The sequence below is a fragment of the Peptoniphilus grossensis genome (genome assembly GCF_001940285.1).
Classification (GTDB): domain Bacteria; phylum Bacillota; class Clostridia; order Tissierellales; family Peptoniphilaceae; genus Peptoniphilus_A; species Peptoniphilus_A faecalis.
In genome coordinates this window covers 1,413,017-1,432,881 of sequence record NZ_MJIH01000001.1, presented here as the reverse complement: position 1 = coordinate 1,432,881, position 19,865 = coordinate 1,413,017, and the positions used below count along the sequence as shown (strand labels likewise).

Annotated in this window: 23 protein-coding genes; all 23 read right to left on the bottom strand. The window is 31.4% G+C overall.

What is annotated here, in order from left to right; translation table 11 throughout:
• On the bottom strand, nucleotides 1-1,080 hold the full coding sequence (locus tag BIV18_RS06950) for a hypothetical protein (RefSeq protein ID WP_075659911.1): 1,080 nt from the start codon (nucleotides 1,078-1,080) through the stop codon (nucleotides 1-3).
• Nucleotides 1,081-1,325: 245 nt separating this feature from the next.
• Nucleotides 1,326-2,411 carry a 1-propanol dehydrogenase PduQ gene (locus tag BIV18_RS06945; RefSeq protein WP_075659910.1) on the bottom strand — a complete coding sequence of 362 codons (1,086 nt, stop codon included), beginning with the start codon at nucleotides 2,409-2,411 and terminating at the stop codon, nucleotides 1,326-1,328.
• 2 nt (nucleotides 2,412-2,413) lie between these two features.
• Nucleotides 2,414-3,274: a MerR family transcriptional regulator gene (locus BIV18_RS06940; protein WP_083635552.1), complete on the bottom strand. Its 861-nt coding sequence runs from the start codon at nucleotides 3,272-3,274 to the stop codon at nucleotides 2,414-2,416.
• 17 nt (nucleotides 3,275-3,291) lie between these two features.
• Entirely contained in the window at nucleotides 3,292-3,930 is a 639-nt protein-coding gene (locus BIV18_RS06935; protein ID WP_075659908.1) for a DUF4125 family protein, read from the bottom strand.
• Entirely contained in the window at nucleotides 3,923-4,834 is a 912-nt protein-coding gene (locus tag BIV18_RS06930; protein ID WP_075659907.1) for a DUF4037 domain-containing protein, read from the bottom strand. The genes BIV18_RS06935 and BIV18_RS06930 overlap by 8 nt, the downstream gene beginning before the upstream one ends.
• Nucleotides 4,831-5,616 (bottom strand): tetratricopeptide repeat protein, encoded by a 786-nt coding sequence (locus BIV18_RS06925; RefSeq protein WP_075659906.1) that lies wholly within the window; start codon nucleotides 5,614-5,616, stop codon nucleotides 4,831-4,833. Before BIV18_RS06925 ends, BIV18_RS06930 begins: the two co-directional genes overlap by 4 nt.
• 7 nt (nucleotides 5,617-5,623) lie before the next feature.
• The gene (eutM, locus tag BIV18_RS06920) at nucleotides 5,624-5,899 is read right to left on the bottom strand and encodes an ethanolamine utilization microcompartment protein EutM (RefSeq protein WP_075659905.1); all 276 of its coding nucleotides are present in this window, start codon (nucleotides 5,897-5,899) and stop codon (nucleotides 5,624-5,626) included.
• 32 nt (nucleotides 5,900-5,931) lie between these two features.
• On the bottom strand, nucleotides 5,932-7,569 hold the full coding sequence (locus BIV18_RS06915) for an acetaldehyde dehydrogenase (acetylating) (protein WP_075659904.1): 1,638 nt from the start codon (nucleotides 7,567-7,569) through the stop codon (nucleotides 5,932-5,934).
• 35 nt (nucleotides 7,570-7,604) lie between these two features.
• On the bottom strand, nucleotides 7,605-7,886 hold the full coding sequence (eutM, locus tag BIV18_RS06910; protein WP_075660393.1) for an ethanolamine utilization microcompartment protein EutM: 282 nt from the start codon (nucleotides 7,884-7,886) through the stop codon (nucleotides 7,605-7,607).
• A 181-nt stretch (nucleotides 7,887-8,067) separates the two neighbouring features.
• Entirely contained in the window at nucleotides 8,068-8,934 is an 867-nt protein-coding gene (pduL, locus tag BIV18_RS06905) for a phosphate propanoyltransferase (RefSeq protein WP_083635551.1), read from the bottom strand.
• A gap of 10 nt (nucleotides 8,935-8,944) precedes the next feature.
• Nucleotides 8,945-9,211 (bottom strand): EutN/CcmL family microcompartment protein, encoded by a 267-nt coding sequence (locus BIV18_RS06900; RefSeq protein WP_075659903.1) that lies wholly within the window; start codon nucleotides 9,209-9,211, stop codon nucleotides 8,945-8,947.
• The gene (locus tag BIV18_RS06895) at nucleotides 9,198-9,494 is read right to left on the bottom strand and encodes a BMC domain-containing protein (RefSeq protein WP_075659902.1); all 297 of its coding nucleotides are present in this window, start codon (nucleotides 9,492-9,494) and stop codon (nucleotides 9,198-9,200) included. The genes BIV18_RS06900 and BIV18_RS06895 overlap by 14 nt, the downstream gene beginning before the upstream one ends.
• A 2-nt stretch (nucleotides 9,495-9,496) precedes the next feature.
• Nucleotides 9,497-10,330 carry an ethanolamine utilization protein EutJ gene (gene eutJ, locus BIV18_RS06890; RefSeq protein ID WP_235860812.1) on the bottom strand — a complete coding sequence of 278 codons (834 nt, stop codon included), beginning with the start codon at nucleotides 10,328-10,330 and terminating at the stop codon, nucleotides 9,497-9,499.
• Nucleotides 10,317-10,835, bottom strand: a complete 519-nt coding sequence (locus BIV18_RS10795) for a hypothetical protein (protein ID WP_075659900.1) — start codon at nucleotides 10,833-10,835, stop codon at nucleotides 10,317-10,319. The genes eutJ and BIV18_RS10795 overlap by 14 nt, the downstream gene beginning before the upstream one ends.
• Nucleotides 10,835-11,275, bottom strand: a complete 441-nt coding sequence (locus BIV18_RS06880; RefSeq protein ID WP_075659899.1) for a EutP/PduV family microcompartment system protein — start codon at nucleotides 11,273-11,275, stop codon at nucleotides 10,835-10,837. The genes BIV18_RS10795 and BIV18_RS06880 overlap by 1 nt, the downstream gene beginning before the upstream one ends.
• Nucleotides 11,272-11,607, bottom strand: a complete 336-nt coding sequence (locus BIV18_RS06875; RefSeq protein WP_075659898.1) for a BMC domain-containing protein — start codon at nucleotides 11,605-11,607, stop codon at nucleotides 11,272-11,274. Before BIV18_RS06875 ends, BIV18_RS06880 begins: the two co-directional genes overlap by 4 nt.
• Before the next feature lie 8 nt (nucleotides 11,608-11,615).
• The gene (gene cutD, locus BIV18_RS06870) at nucleotides 11,616-12,566 is read right to left on the bottom strand and encodes a choline TMA-lyase-activating enzyme (RefSeq protein ID WP_075659897.1); all 951 of its coding nucleotides are present in this window, start codon (nucleotides 12,564-12,566) and stop codon (nucleotides 11,616-11,618) included.
• A gap of 18 nt (nucleotides 12,567-12,584) precedes the next feature.
• A complete protein-coding gene (gene cutC, locus BIV18_RS06865; RefSeq protein WP_075659896.1) occupies nucleotides 12,585-15,125 on the bottom strand; it encodes a choline trimethylamine-lyase in 2,541 nt (846 codons plus the stop codon).
• 9 nt (nucleotides 15,126-15,134) lie between these two features.
• Nucleotides 15,135-16,574 (bottom strand): aldehyde dehydrogenase family protein, encoded by a 1,440-nt coding sequence (locus BIV18_RS06860; RefSeq protein ID WP_075659895.1) that lies wholly within the window; start codon nucleotides 16,572-16,574, stop codon nucleotides 15,135-15,137.
• Between the two features lie 9 nt (nucleotides 16,575-16,583).
• Entirely contained in the window at nucleotides 16,584-17,189 is a 606-nt protein-coding gene (locus BIV18_RS11580) for a BMC-T shell protein (protein WP_075659894.1), read from the bottom strand.
• Between the two features lie 8 nt (nucleotides 17,190-17,197).
• Nucleotides 17,198-17,461 carry a hypothetical protein gene (locus tag BIV18_RS06850; protein ID WP_075659893.1) on the bottom strand — a complete coding sequence of 88 codons (264 nt, stop codon included), beginning with the start codon at nucleotides 17,459-17,461 and terminating at the stop codon, nucleotides 17,198-17,200.
• Complete coding sequence (locus BIV18_RS06845) at nucleotides 17,461-18,549, bottom strand: DMT family transporter (RefSeq protein WP_075659892.1); 1,089 nt, start codon at nucleotides 18,547-18,549, stop codon at nucleotides 17,461-17,463. The genes BIV18_RS06850 and BIV18_RS06845 overlap by 1 nt, the downstream gene beginning before the upstream one ends.
• Nucleotides 18,550-18,961: 412 nt before the next feature.
• Nucleotides 18,962-19,864, bottom strand: a complete 903-nt coding sequence (locus tag BIV18_RS06840) for a DMT family transporter (protein WP_144015207.1) — start codon at nucleotides 19,862-19,864, stop codon at nucleotides 18,962-18,964.
• Nucleotide 19,865: the final 1 nt, after the last annotated feature.

Here is a 19,865-nt window from a genome sequence, read left to right as displayed (position 1 = left end):
CTACACCTCTTTATAAGTAGTCTCTATTCTATTCTCATCGTCTCTCACTGAATTTGAATTTACAACTGAATATAAATTTAACTCGCCATTTCGAAGTGCACCTATTAAAAGTCCGTTCATTTTTATTTTATCAAGAGAATATCCAAGCCTAGTGTAAAATTCTCCACGATTTCCTATTTCTCCACCAACATCACTAGGTCCATAAACATATATTGAACCAGAAACATTTTCCATTTTATTGACATTCGCTGCTATTATTTTCTTGTCACCAGGCTTTAACACATAATCATACTTTGTGATAATTCCTGAGTGAAGAAGATAAGTGTTTCTTCCGTCCACTAATACATCGGAAATATTTGGGACTTTTCCCTCATATTTTTTGCCTGCATCCATAAATCTATAAATTGACTTGTCAGTAAGAGCAAGGACAGATCTTTTGTCTTTTTTTACAAAAAACACTATTTCATGGTTTAACACTACACTCTTTTTATTTCCCTTGTGAAGAGAATAAAGAAGGGAACTATATCCACTAGCATCATTTTTTATCTCTGCAATAGATAGATTCTTGGGATCTAAAACATCGTGAGTTAAAATTTGATTTCCCGTCTTATAAATTTCCGTTAGTGTAGAATCATTTCCCAATAAGTATAAAATCTCATTTTTTTCATCAATTATGTGAAAAATAATATTTGCATTTTCGTAGGAAATATTAAAAACTTCGCCCTTTACATCAATTGTAGAAAGAAGTTCCCCTGTTTCAGAGTACATTTGAACCTTTCCTAGATCTTCTTCGTATAAAAAAGCATAATTATTTGCAAAAAATACCTTAATATTTTCGTCTTCTCTCTGAATTTTTTTTATAATATTGCCATCTCTATCTGTAATGTATAAAACTGGGTCCGCCCACAAAAAAACGGACTTTGATGCAATGCTAAAATCCTCTATCGGTTCATTTACACTCACACCTTTAAGTCTTATTATAGTTCTTTCCCTTGAAAAATTCTTATGATTAAAATATATAAATCCAAAAAAAATTATTAATAAAATTAAAATTATTGTGTGATTTTTCTTTAATCTCAAAATATCACTCCTAATTTTATTATACCATTTCTCCCTTTATTTTTGCATTTTTTTGCAATTAAAAAGAGGCTTTGCGAATTATCTGCCTAGTAAAATAAGACCTTTATTTATTATATCAACTTATAATACTTGTGTTTTAAAATTCATTTTCTCCTTAAATAATTTAGCTTTTATAATATCTGTTGGAGTAAATTTTTAATAGATGGCATAAATTAAAAACTCACGCTGCGACGTGAGTTTTAATCTTAGTATATATCCCTAAAAATATTTTTTAAGTTTATTTTTGTTACAAGTGCTGGATTTGTAGCTGTACATCTATCCTTAAATGCTACTTCTGACATATAGTCTATTTTCCCAAAGTATTCTTTTTCATCTATTTTATTTAGCTCTCTTAGATTTTTTGGAATGTTAAATTTTCTATTTAATTCTTCGATTTTTTCTATTAAATGATACTCATGATCTAATCCTAATTCTTTAGATATTTCTCTTAATTCTTTTCTTGCATTTTCACTTTTTTCCATATTATATTTAATTATATATGGAAGTAGTATTGCATTTAGCCTTCCGTGCGATATATGGAAGACTCCCCCTAATATATGTGCTAGTGAATGGTTTATCCCAAGTCCTGCATTTGTAAATGCAATCCCCGCTATTGTCGATGCTTCTAGCATATTTTTTCTAGATTTCATTCTTAATCCATCTTCATATACTATGGGTAAATTTTTAAATACAAGTTTAATTGCTTCTTTTGACAAAATTTTAGAAAATCTATCTGCTTTATTTGATACTAAACTTTCTATTGCATGTGTAAGCACATCCATTCCTGTGTCTGCCGTGATAAAGTTTGGTACTGATTTAGTAAAGCTTGGCACAAGTACTGCATAATCTGCTAATAGCAAGTCGTCTATTAGTACTTCTTTCTTTTCTCCAATTGTCACTATTGAAAAATTTGTTACTTCTGATCCTGTACCTGCTGTTGTAGGTATTGCTACAAAGATTTTTTTGCTTCCAGTTTTTTCATAAGCCTTATATATTATTGCCTTAGTTGCATCTATTGCTGATCCTCCACCTACTGCTACTACTAAGTCATAATCTTTTTCAAGTAGTTTTTTAACTCCACTATTTACTAGTTCAATTGTAGGATCTGGTTTTATATCGCTAAATATTTCATATGAAGTTTCACTTTTAAGTCTTGAAGTGATCTTTTCAATCATTCTACTTTCAACTACAAAGGGATCTGTTATAAACAATACTCTTTTGTAATCTAGTTCTTCGAATATATTTAAACTATCTTCTGTATTGTAAATTTTAGTTTTTACTGAAAATGTCATTCTTATTCCTCTCTAAATTTTTCATAGTTTTCTATCGGTATTAGTATTTCTGTTACAAATTCCCCTTCATTTGTTGTTGTCCAATAATCTAATACAAATCTTTCTATTGCTTCATTTTTTAAAGTATATCCCTTTTCTTTAGCATAATTTTCAGCTCTAATATATGAATCAATAATATTATTATATGCTCCTAGGTGATATGTAGATAAATAATATCCTTCTTCGATTCTTGTCATGTTTTCTATATTCTCAATTTTGCTAACAGTTTTTTGCAAACAAACTACTGGTGTTGTGTTTTTATTTTTCTCATCTTCAATTCTCTTTTTAAAAGATGGATAGTACGCCATTACTGAATCTGTTATTGTAGTGTTATTTTCACTTACAAAATTCGCAAAATCCACACTTAAAATCAATTTTTTATAATCAAAGTCAAAGTCCATATCATATTTAATTACATCTACTTTTTCATGACGTCTAACTTTTATTGGTACTTCTTTGTTTATTAAGTGAAAAATTACACTTTCATTAATTAATTTATCCCAATCTGAGATTACTGCAATTCTTGCTTTAAGTTTATTTATTTCTTCTTTTGTTCTTGCAATGGCAGTTTTAAAACTTATCATCTTCTTCTCGTAGTCTCCATTATCTATGAAATCTTTAATTCCCTTTAAATTAAAATCCATAAATTGAAGATATTTTATGACTGGTATAATAGTTGCTGTTCTTTCAGAATAATACCTATATCCATTTTCTTTAATCAAATCAGGCTCTATTAATCCTATTTCCTCATAATACCTTAATGTTCTAGTCGTTACCCCTGTCTTTGCCGCTATTTCTCCAATTGAATAAAGTTTTTCTATCATAATAATATACTCCCTTTCTAAGACAATATATTTTTTAACTCCATGGTATTCCTATAGATATTTTCTATAAAATTTTCTGATTTTATTTTTATAATTAGATTTTTTATAAGCCAAATTGTTTCAAGATTATAAAAAGAAATTTCGGAGATAAAATATCCTACTGAAGATATTTTATTATCAATTGACTTAATAGGTCTAGCTTTTTCAGTTGTTTTTGGAAGTTTTTTCTCGATATTTACCAAACCAATGTGAAATATATCGCTGATTTCCTTCAAAGCATATTGCTTTACTGGTGAAATATTAGGCAATTTTTCTTTTATTTCTTCATACCTATTGATATCAGTAAATTGCATCATCCTTGCATACTTTCCAAATACAGGATTAATTCCTTTTTCTAGACAATTTTTATAATCTCTTCGAATATATAGACAAATTTTTTCATTATATGCTAGATACTGAGCCATTCTATTTATTATAAAGTTTACTGGACTATCTTGGCATATTGCTCGTCCATGCATTCCCTTGACTTTATCAAAGAAATTCCACTCTATATTTATAATATCTTTTATAATTTCTAGTTCTCTTTTTTCAATATTAAATTCACAATTTATTTTATTTAATTTTCTTTCATCTATGTAGTCAAAAATATTATACATTAAAGTTCCCCTTCATTATTGGAATTGTTGCTATCCTTGGGTCTTTTATTCTTTTCGTAACATCCTCTGCTGCCTTTACTAAAAAATTATCTCTAGTATCTACTATCTCTCTAAGTTTTAAAATATTTAGAATATAAATCGATATTTTTTCAACTAAATAATATAGCTTTTCTTCATTCTCTTCTGTTGCTATAATTTCTAAATCTGTAAAAAGTTCAGGCGGATAATAATTTTTCGATTCTAAATACCTTTTGCGGAGTTTGTAATAAGGCATATAGTTTTCACTTAGTAAATAAAGGGCACCAAATGCTCCACTTATAAATTCATTTTTTGCAAAAAACACTGCTATTTTATCTTTCCTCTTTATTGATCGAAATAAATTATATTGACCTGATTGTGCCATTTGAAACAAATATGCTGCGAGTTTTTTGTATAATACATCCCTTGGATAGAAGTTTTTATAATATTTTCTCATTTCCATAAATAGATTATCTCTACCAAAGAAAATTTCTCCATTAGTTGCAACCGATAAATAGGACTCTCTTATGTTTAAAAAATCGACATTTGATATGGGTATGTTTCTTTTATTAGTGTATCTTTGATAAAAATTTTCTGTACATATTACACCCTTTCTAGGATTATGGATAAATTCATCTCCAAAAAATCCACGATATAAATTTTCTAGTAAATCTTTATACTTTTTATAATATTTTTCTTCTATAAATATAGAAAATCCCTTGTCAAAGTCATGATCCCTTGAAATTTCATCATCGAGGAAGAAACATTCAGAACCTTCTCCAACTAGCCCTACATTTATTTTATCAATTAAGTGCGGTGCCTTATTATTTAATTCTCCTAAACAATACTCATTGAAAAATTTCTTAGATAATTCTATACCCTTCAATATTTATTCCTCTCTATTTTTACTTTTTCAATATTTCTTTGTAATAGTTTTGTCATCTCGCAATTTCCAAATTTGTCATGGAATTTAGTATATGCCAATTTGTAAAACTCTATACTCCTATCATAATCTCGTAATTTATAAAATATATTTGCTGCTGTTGAGAGTGCATTTGCAAAATGAATGTCCCTTGGGTTTTCATTTGAGTAATATTCTATAACTTTTCTTATATCATTAAGTGCCTCTAGAAAATTTCCTTCGAGTAATTTAACTTCTGCAAGATTAATCCTTGATATTGCAATTTTATCCCTATTGTCTATAAGTCTAATTGCATTTTCTATATCCCTTCTTGCCAATTTATAATTATTAAGTCCTCTATATGCTGAGCTTCTATTGTTATACATAGTCGCCATTAAGTATTTTTCATTTAGATCTTTTAAAATCTCTTCAGATCTATTTAATCTTTCAATGGCTTTTGTGTAATTTTTATCTACTATATCTACATCAGCTAAATTTAATAGTATAGTTGCATATTCCTTAGAATTGCAACCATATTTCTTAAGAGTTAAATATTTAATTGTTTCATAAATTTTATATGAGCTTTTAATTTCTGCCATAACTCTAAGATAACTTCCCAGTTCATTTCCTATGAAAATTATTGCGTCAGTATCCTTCAAGTTTATGGCAGATTTAAGCTCATAAATCATAAATGTTAATATTTCATTGGCACTTGATTTACTAAACTTTACTTTAAGATTATTATAAAAGTTTACTAAATCATACATAAACTTATTATTTTGCCTGTGGTAGAATTGTTTCTACTTCTGCATGTGGTCTTGGAATTACGTGAACTGAGATAAGTTCTCCAACTCTTTGAGCTGCTGCTGCACCTGCATCAGTTGCCGCCTTAACTGCCCCTACATCTCCTCTAACCATTACTGTAACAAGTCCGCCACCTACATGTTCTTTGCCAACTAATGTTACATTAGCTGCCTTTACCATTGCATCCGCTGCTTCAATACTTCCTACTAATCCTTTAGTTTCAATCATTCCTAATGCTTCGTTCATTGTTATTCTCCTTTTTTATTATTTTATATTTATTATTCGCCTTTAAAAGCGTGTACTAACTCGTCCAACATTTTTTGTAAAGCTTCTAAATCAAGACCTTCTTCAGTAACACTTGGTCTCTTATCTTCTTTATTGTCTTTACATACATTGCATCCTGTACTATATTCAAAATAATTTTTTGAACTATTATATTCAGGTAATTTATCATTTTTTAATCCCGCAAGATTATCAAATGTTAATTCACAATTATTTGTACTATAGTTTGCAAATTCTTCTGGATGATATTTTTTAAATAATTCATCATTTTCTACTAAAGTATATGCATCTTTAATTCCATATACAAGTTTTTTAATATTGATTAAGTGTTTTGGTCCAACATTTTCAGATACACTTGAACCACCCATTGTTCCGCAGCCAAGTGTTAGTGCGATTGGAAGTCCCGTTGATAAACCTGTACCACCCATTGTTCCACCAGTATTAATAAGTATTCTACTTGCTGGTTTTACTGAGAACTTTCTTGCAATTTCTTTATCTTCAGTGTGTAAGCTCATTGTATGTCCAATGCCATTTTGTAAAAGTTCAATGGAAAGATCGCAAGCTTCTTCCCAGTTTTCTACTGTATAAAACCCTAAAACTGATGTGAGTTTTTCGTAAGATAGCGGAAATTCTGGACCTACTCCAAATTGTTCTCCAACTAATACTCTAGTATATGGACCTACATTAATATGTGCTGCATCTGCTATAACTTTTGCTGATCTACCAACATAGTTTGCATTCATTGAAGTTCCATTTTTGAATAGAAGTTTACAAACTTTATCAGTTTCTTCTTTGTTCATGAAATATGCACCTTGAGCTTTAAGTTCTCTAATAACTTCATCTCTATTACATGTTTCAGTAATTATACTTTGTTCAGATGCACAAATTGTTCCATTGTCAAAAGTTTTTGAAGCCATTATATTTCTAACAGCTTTTTTAACATCTGCAGATCTTTCAATATATGCTGGTGAATTGCCTGCTCCAACTCCTATTGCTGGTTTTCCTGCACTATATGCTGCTTTAACCATTCCTGGACCACCTGTTGCAATGATAAGCTTAACTTCTTTTGAGTGCATTAATTCATTTGTTGCTTCCATGGATAGTTTTGAAAGTCCTTGAACAATGTTTTCTGGTGCTCCGGCGTTAACTGCTGCATCATTTACTATTTCAATTGTACGAAGTGAACACTTTGCAGCCTTTGGGTGCGGGCTAAATATAATTGGATTGCGAGATTTAATTGCAATCATTGCATTATATAAAACTGTTGATGTTGGGTTAGTTGATGGTACAATTCCCATTATTAATCCAACTGGATCAGCCACTGTTAAAGTTTGAGCTTTTTCATCTGCAGCGATAATCCCTATTGTTTGTTCATTTTTAATTTGTTCATATAAAAGCCCACTCGCCATGTGATTTTTGTAAATTTTATCTTTTACTTTCCCAAAGCCTGTTTCTTCTACTGCAAGCTCAGCAAGTTCTTTTGCATGGGCTTCTCCAGCCTCTGCAATGGCTTTTATAATTTTGTCTATTTCTTCAAAAGTGTAGTTTTTTAATTTTTCTTCAGCTACAAGACCTTTTCTAGCTAAGTCTCTAGCATCTTGAATTGAAGAAAGATCAAAATCAAATTCTGACATATTTACCTTCTTTCCACGCTATAAATTTCTAAAAATTATTTTGCCTGTGGTAGAATTGTTTCTACTTCTACATGTGGTCTTGGAATTACGTGAACTGAGATAAGTTCTCCAACTCTTTGAGCTGCTGCTGCACCTGCATCAGTTGCTGCCTTAACTGCTCCTACATCTCCTCTAACCATTACTGTAACAAGTCCACCACCTACATGTTCTTTGCCAACTAATGTTACATTAGCTGCCTTTACCATTGCATCTGCTGCTTCAATACTTCCTACTAATCCTTTAGTTTCAATCATTCCCAATGCGTCTAATTGTGCCATTTTTCTTATCTCCTTTTTTTCTTCTTGTTTTTTATTTGTGTTTTTATTAACTACTTTTTTTACTTCTTCTTTTACTTCTTGAGGTTTTGCTTTTGCCTCTGTTTCCATTGCTTGAGCAGGATTTGACTCCACTTTTTTATTTTCGCCAAGCCCATCTTTATTTTTTTCTTCTGCCATTTACTTACCTCACAATTTCAACATAACTCTTCGAATTAAGACCTAGAGCATTTGCCTCTTCTTGATCCAGATGACAATCTAAGTAACCATTATCTCCAACTCTTACGCTTACATTATCAAGTATTGCAGAGCGGATACCTCTTGTTCTTAATTTAACTACATCTCCATTTTTTAAATTTCTCTCGCGACCTTGTTCTTCATTGAGGTGAATATGTCTTTGAGAAACTATTACACCTTCATCTAAAACCACAGTACCCTTTTTACCTATAATTGTTATACCAGGTGTGCCTTCTAAATGGCCACTAAGTCTCACAACAGGTTTTAATCCCAATTTGAAAGCATCTGATGTAAGTATTTCAACTTGTGTTTTACTCCTTACAGGCCCTATAATTCTCACATTTTCTATAACTGATTTAGGCCCTGCAAGTGTTACTGTTTCTTTAGATGCAAATTGACCAGGCTGAGTTAAATTTTTAATGGGAGTTAACTCATAATCTTTTCCAAAAAGTATTTCTAAATGCTCCTTAGATAAATGTACATGTCTTCCACTAATTCCCACAGGAATAATATTAAGTGAAGTTTTTTTTTCATCTTCTTTACCTAATAAGTTTTCTAAATCTTTTTCCGTAAAAAACTTGTTTTCAATTCCCAATTTTAAAATGTTATATATTTCATCCTCTGATAAAGCGCATTCTTTAGTTTCAACAACTTCAACTTTTTCTTTTTTACAGCTACTACCATCTTCAAAGGAAACATTGTTTTCTTTTGCAATATCTCTTGCCAAAGGTGTAACAATTGTATCTTTATCAATGTAGATAGGCTTGTTTTCTTTCTTTGCTTGGTAGATTTCTTTTGCTGTAATAAGCCTCATATAATACCTCCTACAACTTACAATCTTCATCAACTATTCCAATAATTAAAGCATCTATTGGAATAGTTGAACTTCCCTCACTAAGCCCTACTCTTGCTGATGAACCCAGTGTTACTAAGACAGTTTCGCCATCACCTGCACCTATTGTATCAACTGCTACAATTCTCTTTCCCTTGTCCACTCCTTCTGTTAATTCAACTAACATGAATTTTAAACCATTTAACGAGTCATATTTTCTTGTGGACCAAACCTTTCCGACAAGTTTAGCAATTACCATTTCTTAAATCACCACCAGCTCTGATATTTTCTAAGGCAACTTTAACTTCTTCCATATCTCCTACTATTGCTAATAGTACAAAATTTTGAGGACAAGAGCCCCTTACATCAAAAACTTCAACTCCTACTGACTTTTCTGCAATATCGGAAGCTGATATCATTTCAATTAGCTTTCCTTGTACTAGCCCTATAGCTCCAGGCTTATTTTCAATTTTGTACTTGCTTCTTTCACTTATTATCCTAAGTGTATTTTCCCCAGGTGCCTTTATAAGTCTAATATCCATATCTACCTCTTTTCAACAATTCCCATTGCAATTCCAAGAGGTGTTACAAACATTGGATTTTTGGGCTTTAATGTTTTTATTCTTATATTATCCTCAATATAATTTTCAATATTATTTAAAAGAGCAGAACCACCAACTAAAATTATTTCATTTACCTCACTGCCTTCAATTGCCTTATTTATTATCGAAATAATTTTATCTACAACAGGTTTTACAATTGGAAAAATTTCACTATGCTTTTTAAAATCTCTTTTTAAAAGCTCAGCTTCTTCAAAAGAAATTTTATTTGCTCCAGAAAGTACTAGAGAAAAATGCGTACCACCTGTGGCTTCATCTACTACTTTCGTTACCTTGCCCTCTTTTAGTATTGATATTCCTGTTGTTCCTCCGCCAATATCTACAACTGCCCCGTCTCTTAAATTAAGTATTTTATTAGCAGCTGTCGGTTCATCAAATACATCTACTACATTAAACCCTGCTGATTCAGCAACATTTTTTACGACTCCACCATCTAAACTTTCTGTATTAGGTGGTATTGCCACGCCTGCATCAAAAAGTTCCACACCAATTTTATCTTCGATTTGTTTTTTTAACTTTTTAACTATGTCACAAGCTCCAATGTAATCTACTACCATTCCATCTTTTATTACATTTGCAAATTCATAAGCTCCACATACTGGATTTTTATCTTCATCTAATACAGCAAGTACAATAAAGGCTGTTCCCAAATCAATTCCTGTATACAGTTTTTTCTTTTTATCAATCTTAGGACTTGTAATTGATTTTTCGAATTTTTCTATTAATTCATTTGTTTTATCGAAATTAATTTCTATCACCGTCCTCATTATCTCTTATTGCCCATAATTTTATGAGATTTTTAAGTAATTTAATATTATTATCTTCTTCATATTTACTAGATAAATATTCTTCAAATCTTATAGATTTAATTATTTTTTCTGCTAATTTTAAATCTAAATTAATGTTCATAAATTCTTTTTTTAGATTAATTTCTCTAAATCTTATGCCACAATTTAAATTTTCATTACTATAAATCTTGTATGATAAGTCACATAATTTATCTGAAAAATTTTTATCTATATTCCTTATGCTCAGAGCAAATTCTTTTATATCAATGGCTAGATTAATTTCATCTATGATATTATCCTCACAATTTTTTTTATAAGCTTTCTTGATTTTATTGTTAATATTAAAATCAATTTTAAAGTCGATTAAAAATTGTCTAGCCCCGGGAGTCAAGCGAGTGCCTTGTTTTATTTCATATGATGTAAAAGGATTTTTGAAATATAAATCTCTTAAATCATCCTCTGTTATAAATTTCACTAATCTTCACATCCCTTTATAAATTCTTCTAGCTCATCTAGACCTTCATGTGTCTTATTAGAAACTAGAAAAATATTTTCTGTTCCAATCTCTAATGCCTTTTCATGTATTTCTTTTAATTTAATTTCTTCTACTAAATCTATTTTTGTAATTACTGTTGCACATATTCTTGTAAAAGATTTTGCAAAATTAGGCGGATAAATAAACTCATCATCTGCCGATACTACAAACAATGTTCCCAAGGCTTGGTTTTGAGATATCATTATAATCGCATTGTTTAAATAATTCATTTCTAAATATTCACCAGGAATCTCTATAGTTTTGTCCCTATAATATAAATCAAGTGAAACCTTTTTATTATTACTATCCTTTTCTATAAAATCCGCTAATTTTGTCTTACCTGAATTGTTTTTGCCAACAATTGCCCATTTTCTTTTCATGATTTTGTTACTTCGCAAACATTAAATCCTAAAATTTCCTTGAAATATCTTTGTACTTCTGCAAGAGCTGTGTGCACTCCTTCGACATCTCCATTAATTAATACTGCTCCATTAAATCTATCTACAAATGCAATATCTACGCTTGCAGCTTTTGAAGCTATGTCAGCGGCTATTATTGAACTTTCTGTCGGTGTTAAGGTTAAAATCCCAAGAGAGCCCTCGTCCACCCCTATTCTGTCATTTACATTTGGATCAGGCGAAGATATTAAATGAAGCAATGTTATTTGTTTGCCGGGAACAGTTTCTTGAATAATTCTTTGTAAATTTTCCATACCCACTCCTAATGTCTAACAAGGTTTACATCTATATTTTCACTTCTTATCCAATTCTCAATATTGTCTAAATCTTCTTCTGATAAAGAGAACCCTCCCTCCATAGGATAAACCATGTCAAGTTGATCGTATTTTCCTACTCCATATCTGTGATAAGGAAGTATATCAATACCTTCAAAATTTTTAAAGAATCTGTATGGCTCTAAGAAATTGACAACTTCTTGTATTTCTTCAAAGCTATCGTTAACTCCCTTTAAGATTGGCATCCTGATTCTAACTCGGGAACCATTTTCAAGTAAATATTTTAAATTATTTAAAATTAATTCATTGTTAACTCCCGTTAACTCTTTGTGTTTTATTGGATCCATTTGTTTTATGTCAAATAGGAATAAATCAACATGTTCTTTAATTTTTTTGAGTTTTTCTATATCAGTGTAACCGCAAGTTTCAATCGCTGTGTTAATGCCTTCTATATGAGCACTTTCAAGTAGTGAAATTAAACTTTCTGCCTGTGCTGTACATTCGCCTCCACCGACAGTAAGACCGCCACCACTCATTCTGTAAAAGTCCTTGTCTTCATTTACAATTTCTATAAGTTCAGTTATTTTTTTATCTTCTCCTCTTACTTCAATTGCATTTTGAAGACAAGCTTTTTCACATCTTTTACAGTTTATACATTTTATATCTCTACGGACTTTATGTTCACTATTTTCCATATAGTGAATGTTTTTAGGACATACAGGAACACATGCTCCACAATTTATACAAGCATTTCTTTTAAGCATAACTTGATGTTCATATTTTAAGCCTTCTGGATTAGAACACCATTTACATCTCAAGGGACAACCTTTGAAAAATATTATTGTTCTAATACCCGGTCCATCGTGAACATTGTATTTTTGGACATTAAATATCCTAGCAGTCCTCTCAAGTTGTGCTTCATTTAATCCTCTGTCCATTTTAATCCTTTCTACTTCTTAGAAGTGTTCAAGCATTGTACGACTTATAATTTCATCTTGTACATCTTTACATAATTCTACGAAGAATGCAGAGTAGCCAGCTACACGTACAACTAAATCTCTGTGTTTTTCTGGATGCTTTTGTGCATCTATCATAGTTTCATTGTCAAGATAGTTGAATTGCATTTCTCCGTTTCCATACATACTTGCTGTACGAAGAAGTGTGATAAGTGCATTTTCTCCTTCTTTAGAATCAAGTAATCCCTTTTGAATCTTGAAATTATGCACCATACCCATATTCATTGAATCATTAGCTATTTTTGAAACTGATTTAATAATAGCAGTAGGTCCCTTGTAATCGGCTCCTTGAGTTGGTGAAATACCATCTGAAAGTGGAGCCCATGCTTCACGCCCATTTGCTGACGCTCCTGTCATTTGACCAAAAGGCGTGTTATTTGAAATTGAAAGAGTCCCATGACATAGTCTTGAGTAAAGTGTCTTGTATTTAGCGTGTTCTCTTTCAGTAAATATAATTACATCATTACAAATATCATCTGCATAACTGTCATCATTACCGTATTTAGGTGCATCTAAACAATCTCTTCTTACTTGCTCATATCCCTTAAAGTCTGCCTTAAGAGCTGTATTAAGTTCATTAAGCGTATATTTCTTATCATCAAATACTAATTTCTTAATAGCTGCCATTGAGTCTGCATAGGTTGCAAGTCCTGACCATACAACTCCCGGTCCGAAGTTATACATTGCTCCACCTGCTGATACGTCTTTACCTGATTCCATACATCCTTCATACATAATTGACATAAGTGGCTTTGGTGCTATATCTCTATGTGCTATTTGAGATAATGTTGTAGCAGCTGCTGTAAGTTTTGTGATATATGCTATTTGATCTTTAACCGCCTTTTCAAATTCTTCATATGTTTTGTATTGAGATAAATCCCCTTGATCTGGAGTAACTTGCTTTCCATACCATAGTGGTACACCGTGGTTTAAAGTAAGTTCAATTGCTATTGGCCATTGCGTATATGAAGTTGAAGTCCATTGATATAGTCTTCCTGATTTTTGAGGTTCAACGCAGCCCATCATGCAATAATCTCTGGCATCTTCTACACTTACGCCTTTAGCAAGCATCATCTTAATGTGAGTGTCATCAAAGTGACAAGCAGGAAATCCCATACCACTTCTAACTACATCTACAATTTTTCTCAAATACTTTTCAGGTGATTTATTGTGAATTCTAGTTGCAAGTGATGGTTGATAAATTTTTACATGTCTAACTGCATCCATTAATAGGTAAGTTAAATCATTTGTTGCATCTTTTCCCTCTCTAGTTACACCACCAACTGTCATATTTACAAATGGTTGATATCCTGCGAAGAATTTAGATGAGCCTTCACTTGTTAGCCACATCATTTCACTCATTTTGATTAGCATACATCCTGCAAGGTCAAAGGCTTCGTAATTATTCAATCTTCCTGATTCAATGTCAGCTTTATAGAAAGGATACATATACTGATCGACTCTACCAATTGACATACCAGTTTGATTTTCTTCAACTACTAGAAGTGACTCAATTGTAAATACTGATTGAATTGCTTCCCAGAAAGTTCTTGGTTTATGCGCTGGTACATATGCATTTACTTCAGCGATTTGTTCAAGCTCTCTCTTTCTCTTTGGATCGGTTTCCTTTGCTGCAAGTTCTTTTGCATATTCACTCATTCTTCTTGCATAAATCATTACACCTTCAGTTGTGTCTATAACTGATTTATAAAAATAAATTTTATTAATATCTTCTGGGTTAGAATAATCTAATTTTTCTAAATGAGCCTTTGCTTCATTTTGAATATCAATCATGCCTTTTTTCATAAGGATTACATCATATCCCGGGTTAGAATCTCCACCACCATTTATTTGGTGATAAGAACAATCTGATACAAAGGATTCACCCGATAATTCCCAAACTCCTGCATCTCTATACATGGCTTCACAAGATTCATCTAAAGATCTACCTTCCCAATATGGAAATAATACTTCTCGACAATATTTTTTGTCTTCTTCTGAAATATAAAATGGATCTTGAGGTCTTGTTGCAATAGTGTCAAGTTCTTCCTCTAACCATCTCCATGAAATATCAGGTGAGAATGCTCCACTTCTTGGTGCTCCGCAAGGTGCTCCAACAATAAGTTCGTTATCTTGTATTACAAGGGGTGCAGTTTCGCAACATTTTCTAAAAGATTTTGCTCTTAATACAATTTTTGGCATTCCTGGATTTTCTTTTGCAAGTTCTGTTACAATCTTCGCTCTATGTAGAGTGATTGTTGGCACTTGTTTTAAGAAGTTTTCCTTTAATGCCACATGTCTCTTAGTGGGACCATCTGGTATTTCTGTACCACATGAATCGTCATTACATGTTGCTGTTTTGTCTTCCTTTACTATGCTATTAGTTACTTGTTCAAACATGTTTCGAAGGTTTCTTCTTTCCTCTTCTGTCATGCGTTCAGTAGCTTTAGCTAATTGTTTTGAAAATTCTTTTAAATCCATAACTTTCTCCTAACTATCTTTTATATTTTTATATACTTCCTTGAATAAATTACTTCCTTCTTTTGATTTATTTATAAAATCTTTAAATTTATTTGATCTATTATCGTCCTTCATTGCAATTTGTTTGTATCTAACAAAATGGTTTGGATTTAAACTTGTTGATTTTTGTCCAGTTATTTGTTTATTCGTAACTATAAAACTAAGTGGCAAGTTGGAACTAAGCCCTATAGTTCCAAATCCCGTCGATGTGTTTACCAAAACCCTTGCAACAGGTTTTTTCTCTATAAATTGTTCAATTACATAATTGTCATTAGAATAAATAGAAAGACTTTGTCCTTTTTCATCATTTAATATTAGTTCCACACATTTTTCACAAGCATTTAGCCAATCATCTTCTATATACATTGAAAGTATTGGATGATATTTTTCTTTAGAATATGGTGAGTTTATAGACACATAGGGCTTAGTTACGATTAAGACTTTTATATCCCTATCAGTTTTTATATCAGCCATTTTAAGAAGCTCTTTTGCACTTCTTCCTATGAGTTCTTTTCTAATTTGTAAACTATCATCATATAAAATCTTTTGAAGTTTTATATGCTCTTCCTTAGTTAAAAAATAGGCTCCATTACTTGAAAAATAATTTTTTGCACCATCGTAAGCTTCATGATCTACAACCACTGCTTGCTCAACTCCTGGAAGAAGTCCATTGTTGAAGCTCTTACTTGCTATAATTTCCTTTGCTACACTTTCTAAGTCAGCGTTTTTGTCAATGAAAACAATATTATTTCCCATTTCCGCTAAAAAATGATCTGCATTTTTATTCTTTATACTTAACTTTTCATCACTTAATACATTTTCTATTATTAGAGAAATCTCTTCGCTTTCTACTAAAGTCTCATTAGATAAATCTGAATTTATCTTTAGTATAGAAACTACATTTCTAAGATATAAGTTTTCATAACAAATATCAGTGATTTCTTCCACCATTTTTATAATAGTTTTTTTAACTTTTTTATTAGCCACAATAATCACTGGATTTCTTGCACTAATTGCCATATAAATTATTTGAAAAGTTGTAAGAACGCTAAGATATGGTGCAATATATGCAAGTATTGTTCCCTTAGGCAGAGCAACAAAAACTTCCTTTGTGTTTTCAGATTTTATTACATCAAAAACCTTGGGGAAATTCTTTAACTCCTCGTCTATATTTTCGAGATAAAAATTAGCAAGATTATATTCATCCATTTCATTGCCATAGCAGCTTTCTTCATAGGACATATGAGTTAAAGATTTTAAATTTTTCTTCATGTATAGTTTTATTTGGTCTTTTAAACTTTCTATTTGATTATCTTTAAATTCTTTTAAGCTATCCCTTGCTATTACGGCGTCTTCTATTAAAATTCTCGCTTCTTGAAGAGACAAAAGATCATAATCAATAATTTTCATAATTCCTCCTTATGGAAGCAAATTATCTATCTCATATCTTTCTGTAATACTATATAAATCTCTGTGTGGACTCGGAATTACAAGTTTCGCATAAATATCTGCTCCCATTTCCTTTACTGCTCTTTCACCTGCAGCTACTGCAGCTTCAACTGCAGCTACATCTCCTGAAACTAGAACTGAAATATATCCACTTGCCACATTTTCATAGCCTATAAATTCTACATCTGCCGCCTTAATCATTGCATCTGCTGCCTCTAATACAAATACAAGCCCAAAAGTTTCAATTCCACCAAGTGCTCTAACTCTTACACTCTCATCTACATCATTGATCCCATGAACTGCAAGCACGTCTGCAACAGCCTTCACAGGCCTTTTCATAACATTTGCTGCAGTTACTTTTCCAATTTTTTTTGCAGCTTCAGCTCCACTTGATACAGATGATTCCACTGCAGCTATGTCTCCCTTAACCATTACAGTTACAAGAGTAGATCCAACATTTTCATAAGATACAAGCTCTACATCTGCTGCTTTTAACATTTTATCCGCAGCTTCAATTGCTGGTAACATACCTAGTGTCTCAACTAAACCAGCTGCTTCATTTCCTAAACACCTCATAAAACCTCCTATTTTATATATGAATTTATAGTTTCTTTTTGCTCAGGCGTTGCACTGTAATATACAACTAACTTATCCTTTATTAAATCATAACCATCTTCATTTATAAGCCCATTTTCTTTAGCTGTCATAAGTGATTCCACGATAATGCTTAGCTTAAAGGCTTTATGATCTTTGTACTCTTCATGAAGTGAATTATATATTTCCTCTGCCGAAACTTTGTCATGATTTGTTAAATATTTAAGGATTTCGTAATTTAATGGTCTTCTCATTATTTATTTCCTCCCTTGATATAATCTAGAGGATTCACACTCATGATAAAAATTCCAAAAGCCATTAATAGAGATGCAAACCATGTCGTAGGTGCAAGCTCGTATCCAGGGTTTTTAAGAATTACTCCAAGTATTATCCAACAGAAGAAGGGCCCAAAGAAAGCATATGTTCCGTTAAGTGCCATGCCAAGTGCTGTACCACACATTGAATTACCCTTATACCAAGTGTTGAATGTCAAAAATGTGAATAAACCACTGATTAAGAATATTAAAACTGTCTTGTCAGTGAGTGCAGTTGTTGTTAGACTTGCAATTAATGAAACACCACTTCCCTCAATTATTCCTAGAATTGGAAGTACAATTAAAAAGTTAAAAATTGTACTTGTTGTTTGACGAATTGCAATACCAATCTCTGAATCAATCATCGCAGTGCCAAATCCTGCAATTGTTCCTTCAAGTCCCCATCCAAAAGCTGCTATAAATGCCATGATCATTCCAAGTATCATCCCTGGTTTGATTTCTCCACTTAGACCAGACACTCCTATAATCGCACTAGCTATAAAACAAATTAAGATACCAAAAATCATTCTTGGACTTAACTTCTGTTTAAAAATCACTCTGCCTAAAATTGCTCCAATAGACACATTAAGTCCTGCTATTGGAATTACTACTGGTCCACCAGCTACTATCGCAAGCACATATGCAACTCCTGCTATTGGCGCACCTACAATAGCTGCAAAAATCATTATAAGTCCCGGTTTAGTCTTTACAGTTTTTATAAAGTCTTCAAATTTTCCCTTTATTAAGGCATTTGCTATTGCCCAGAATGCTGATAGCAAATCATTGATTCCCGTCGCTAATGTTCCAAGTATAAATGCTACTGCCATTGCTGATAGGGGAGATTTTTCTCCGTACCAGCCAGCCCATACTCCATAAGTTGTCGCTGTTGTAACAAACGCTGTGTATAAACCATATGTAACTCCAGAATAAATTCCAACTTTAATCCCCTTTTTGAAATATGTACTATCTAATTTCTTTTTCGCAAGATCAGCTCTATTTATTGAGCCATTACTTACTACCTCTTCCATATTGTCGCCTCCTTTAGTTTTTTTTATTGCAAACATTTTCTTTACCAGTATTTTATTATTTTCCCCAGCGTGATAGTCAATATCATATTTTAAATTTTTTTATATTCTTCTGAAATAGCTTAAAACTGATTTTTTATTTTTGTTTTATTTTTTTTTACACTTTTATCTTTGCTATAACTCAATAAAACTCTGCCGCAATGTTAAACTTTTTTCATCGCTTAAAATGTACTTATTTACTGCTATTTTGGCTTTTTAATTATTTTTTTATCTTTTTTAATTCAATAAAAAATAGACAAACCCATCAAATTTTGATAGATTTGTCTACACTCTGACTTATTTTTTATGAAGGAGCCTTTAAAATATTGTTTTAAATTTTATTTTTTCTTGATAATATTTCATCAGTTCTATTGTTTTATATTTTTTTATTTAAAACTAATGCCCCTATAAATACAAATATAAGCCCTAAAACAATATTTATTGTGAGTTCTTCTCCGAGAAAGATTACAGATAAAATTGTTCCAAAAACTGGAACAAATAATTTGTATATGCCAAACTCACTTGAACTATGCACCTGTAGAATACTTGTCCAAATTGTAAAACCTGTTGCCGATATAAATGCTCCATAAGATAGGAGTAGGAAAAGCGTAAAGTCAAAGTTTACATTGGATTTATGTGTTAGTGCTCCAATTACTATAAGGGGAGTTGCTCCTAGTAAAAATTGTGTTCCCGTTAGAATAAAGGGATTCTGTCTTCTTCCATACTTTCTTATTAAAACTGCTGCTAATGCGTTTAAAGTTGTTGCAATAAGAATAAATCCCTCGCCAGTAAATTTAAAGTGAAGCCCTTCTGCACCCTTTGCATTTGTAATAAGTATGCCAATTGTTCCTATTATGAGAGCCAACGCCTTTCTCTTTGTGAATTTTTCATCGCTAATAAAAATAACTGAAATTACTACTATTATAAAGGCATTAGATGCTTGAATAACTGCTGCAAGTGAGCCTAATGTGTTTGAAAGACCAATGTAATAAAACATATACTGAAACATAGTTTGTATGGAGGCTAGTATTATTATAAATTTAAAATTTATTTTATCTTTTTCAACTTTTCCTTTGTTAAAAATAAAGAAATATATAAAGGTCAAAATGCCAGCCATAAAAAATCTTATCCCTGCAATTAAAATTTTCCCACCGGAATCCTTAGGCAAAATATTTGCATGAATATATGTTAACTTTATTAGGGGAATTGCAGACCCCCAAAGAAACATCGCAAAAAGTGAAAAAATTATTGCCCATTTTTTTTCTTTAATTAAATTCATC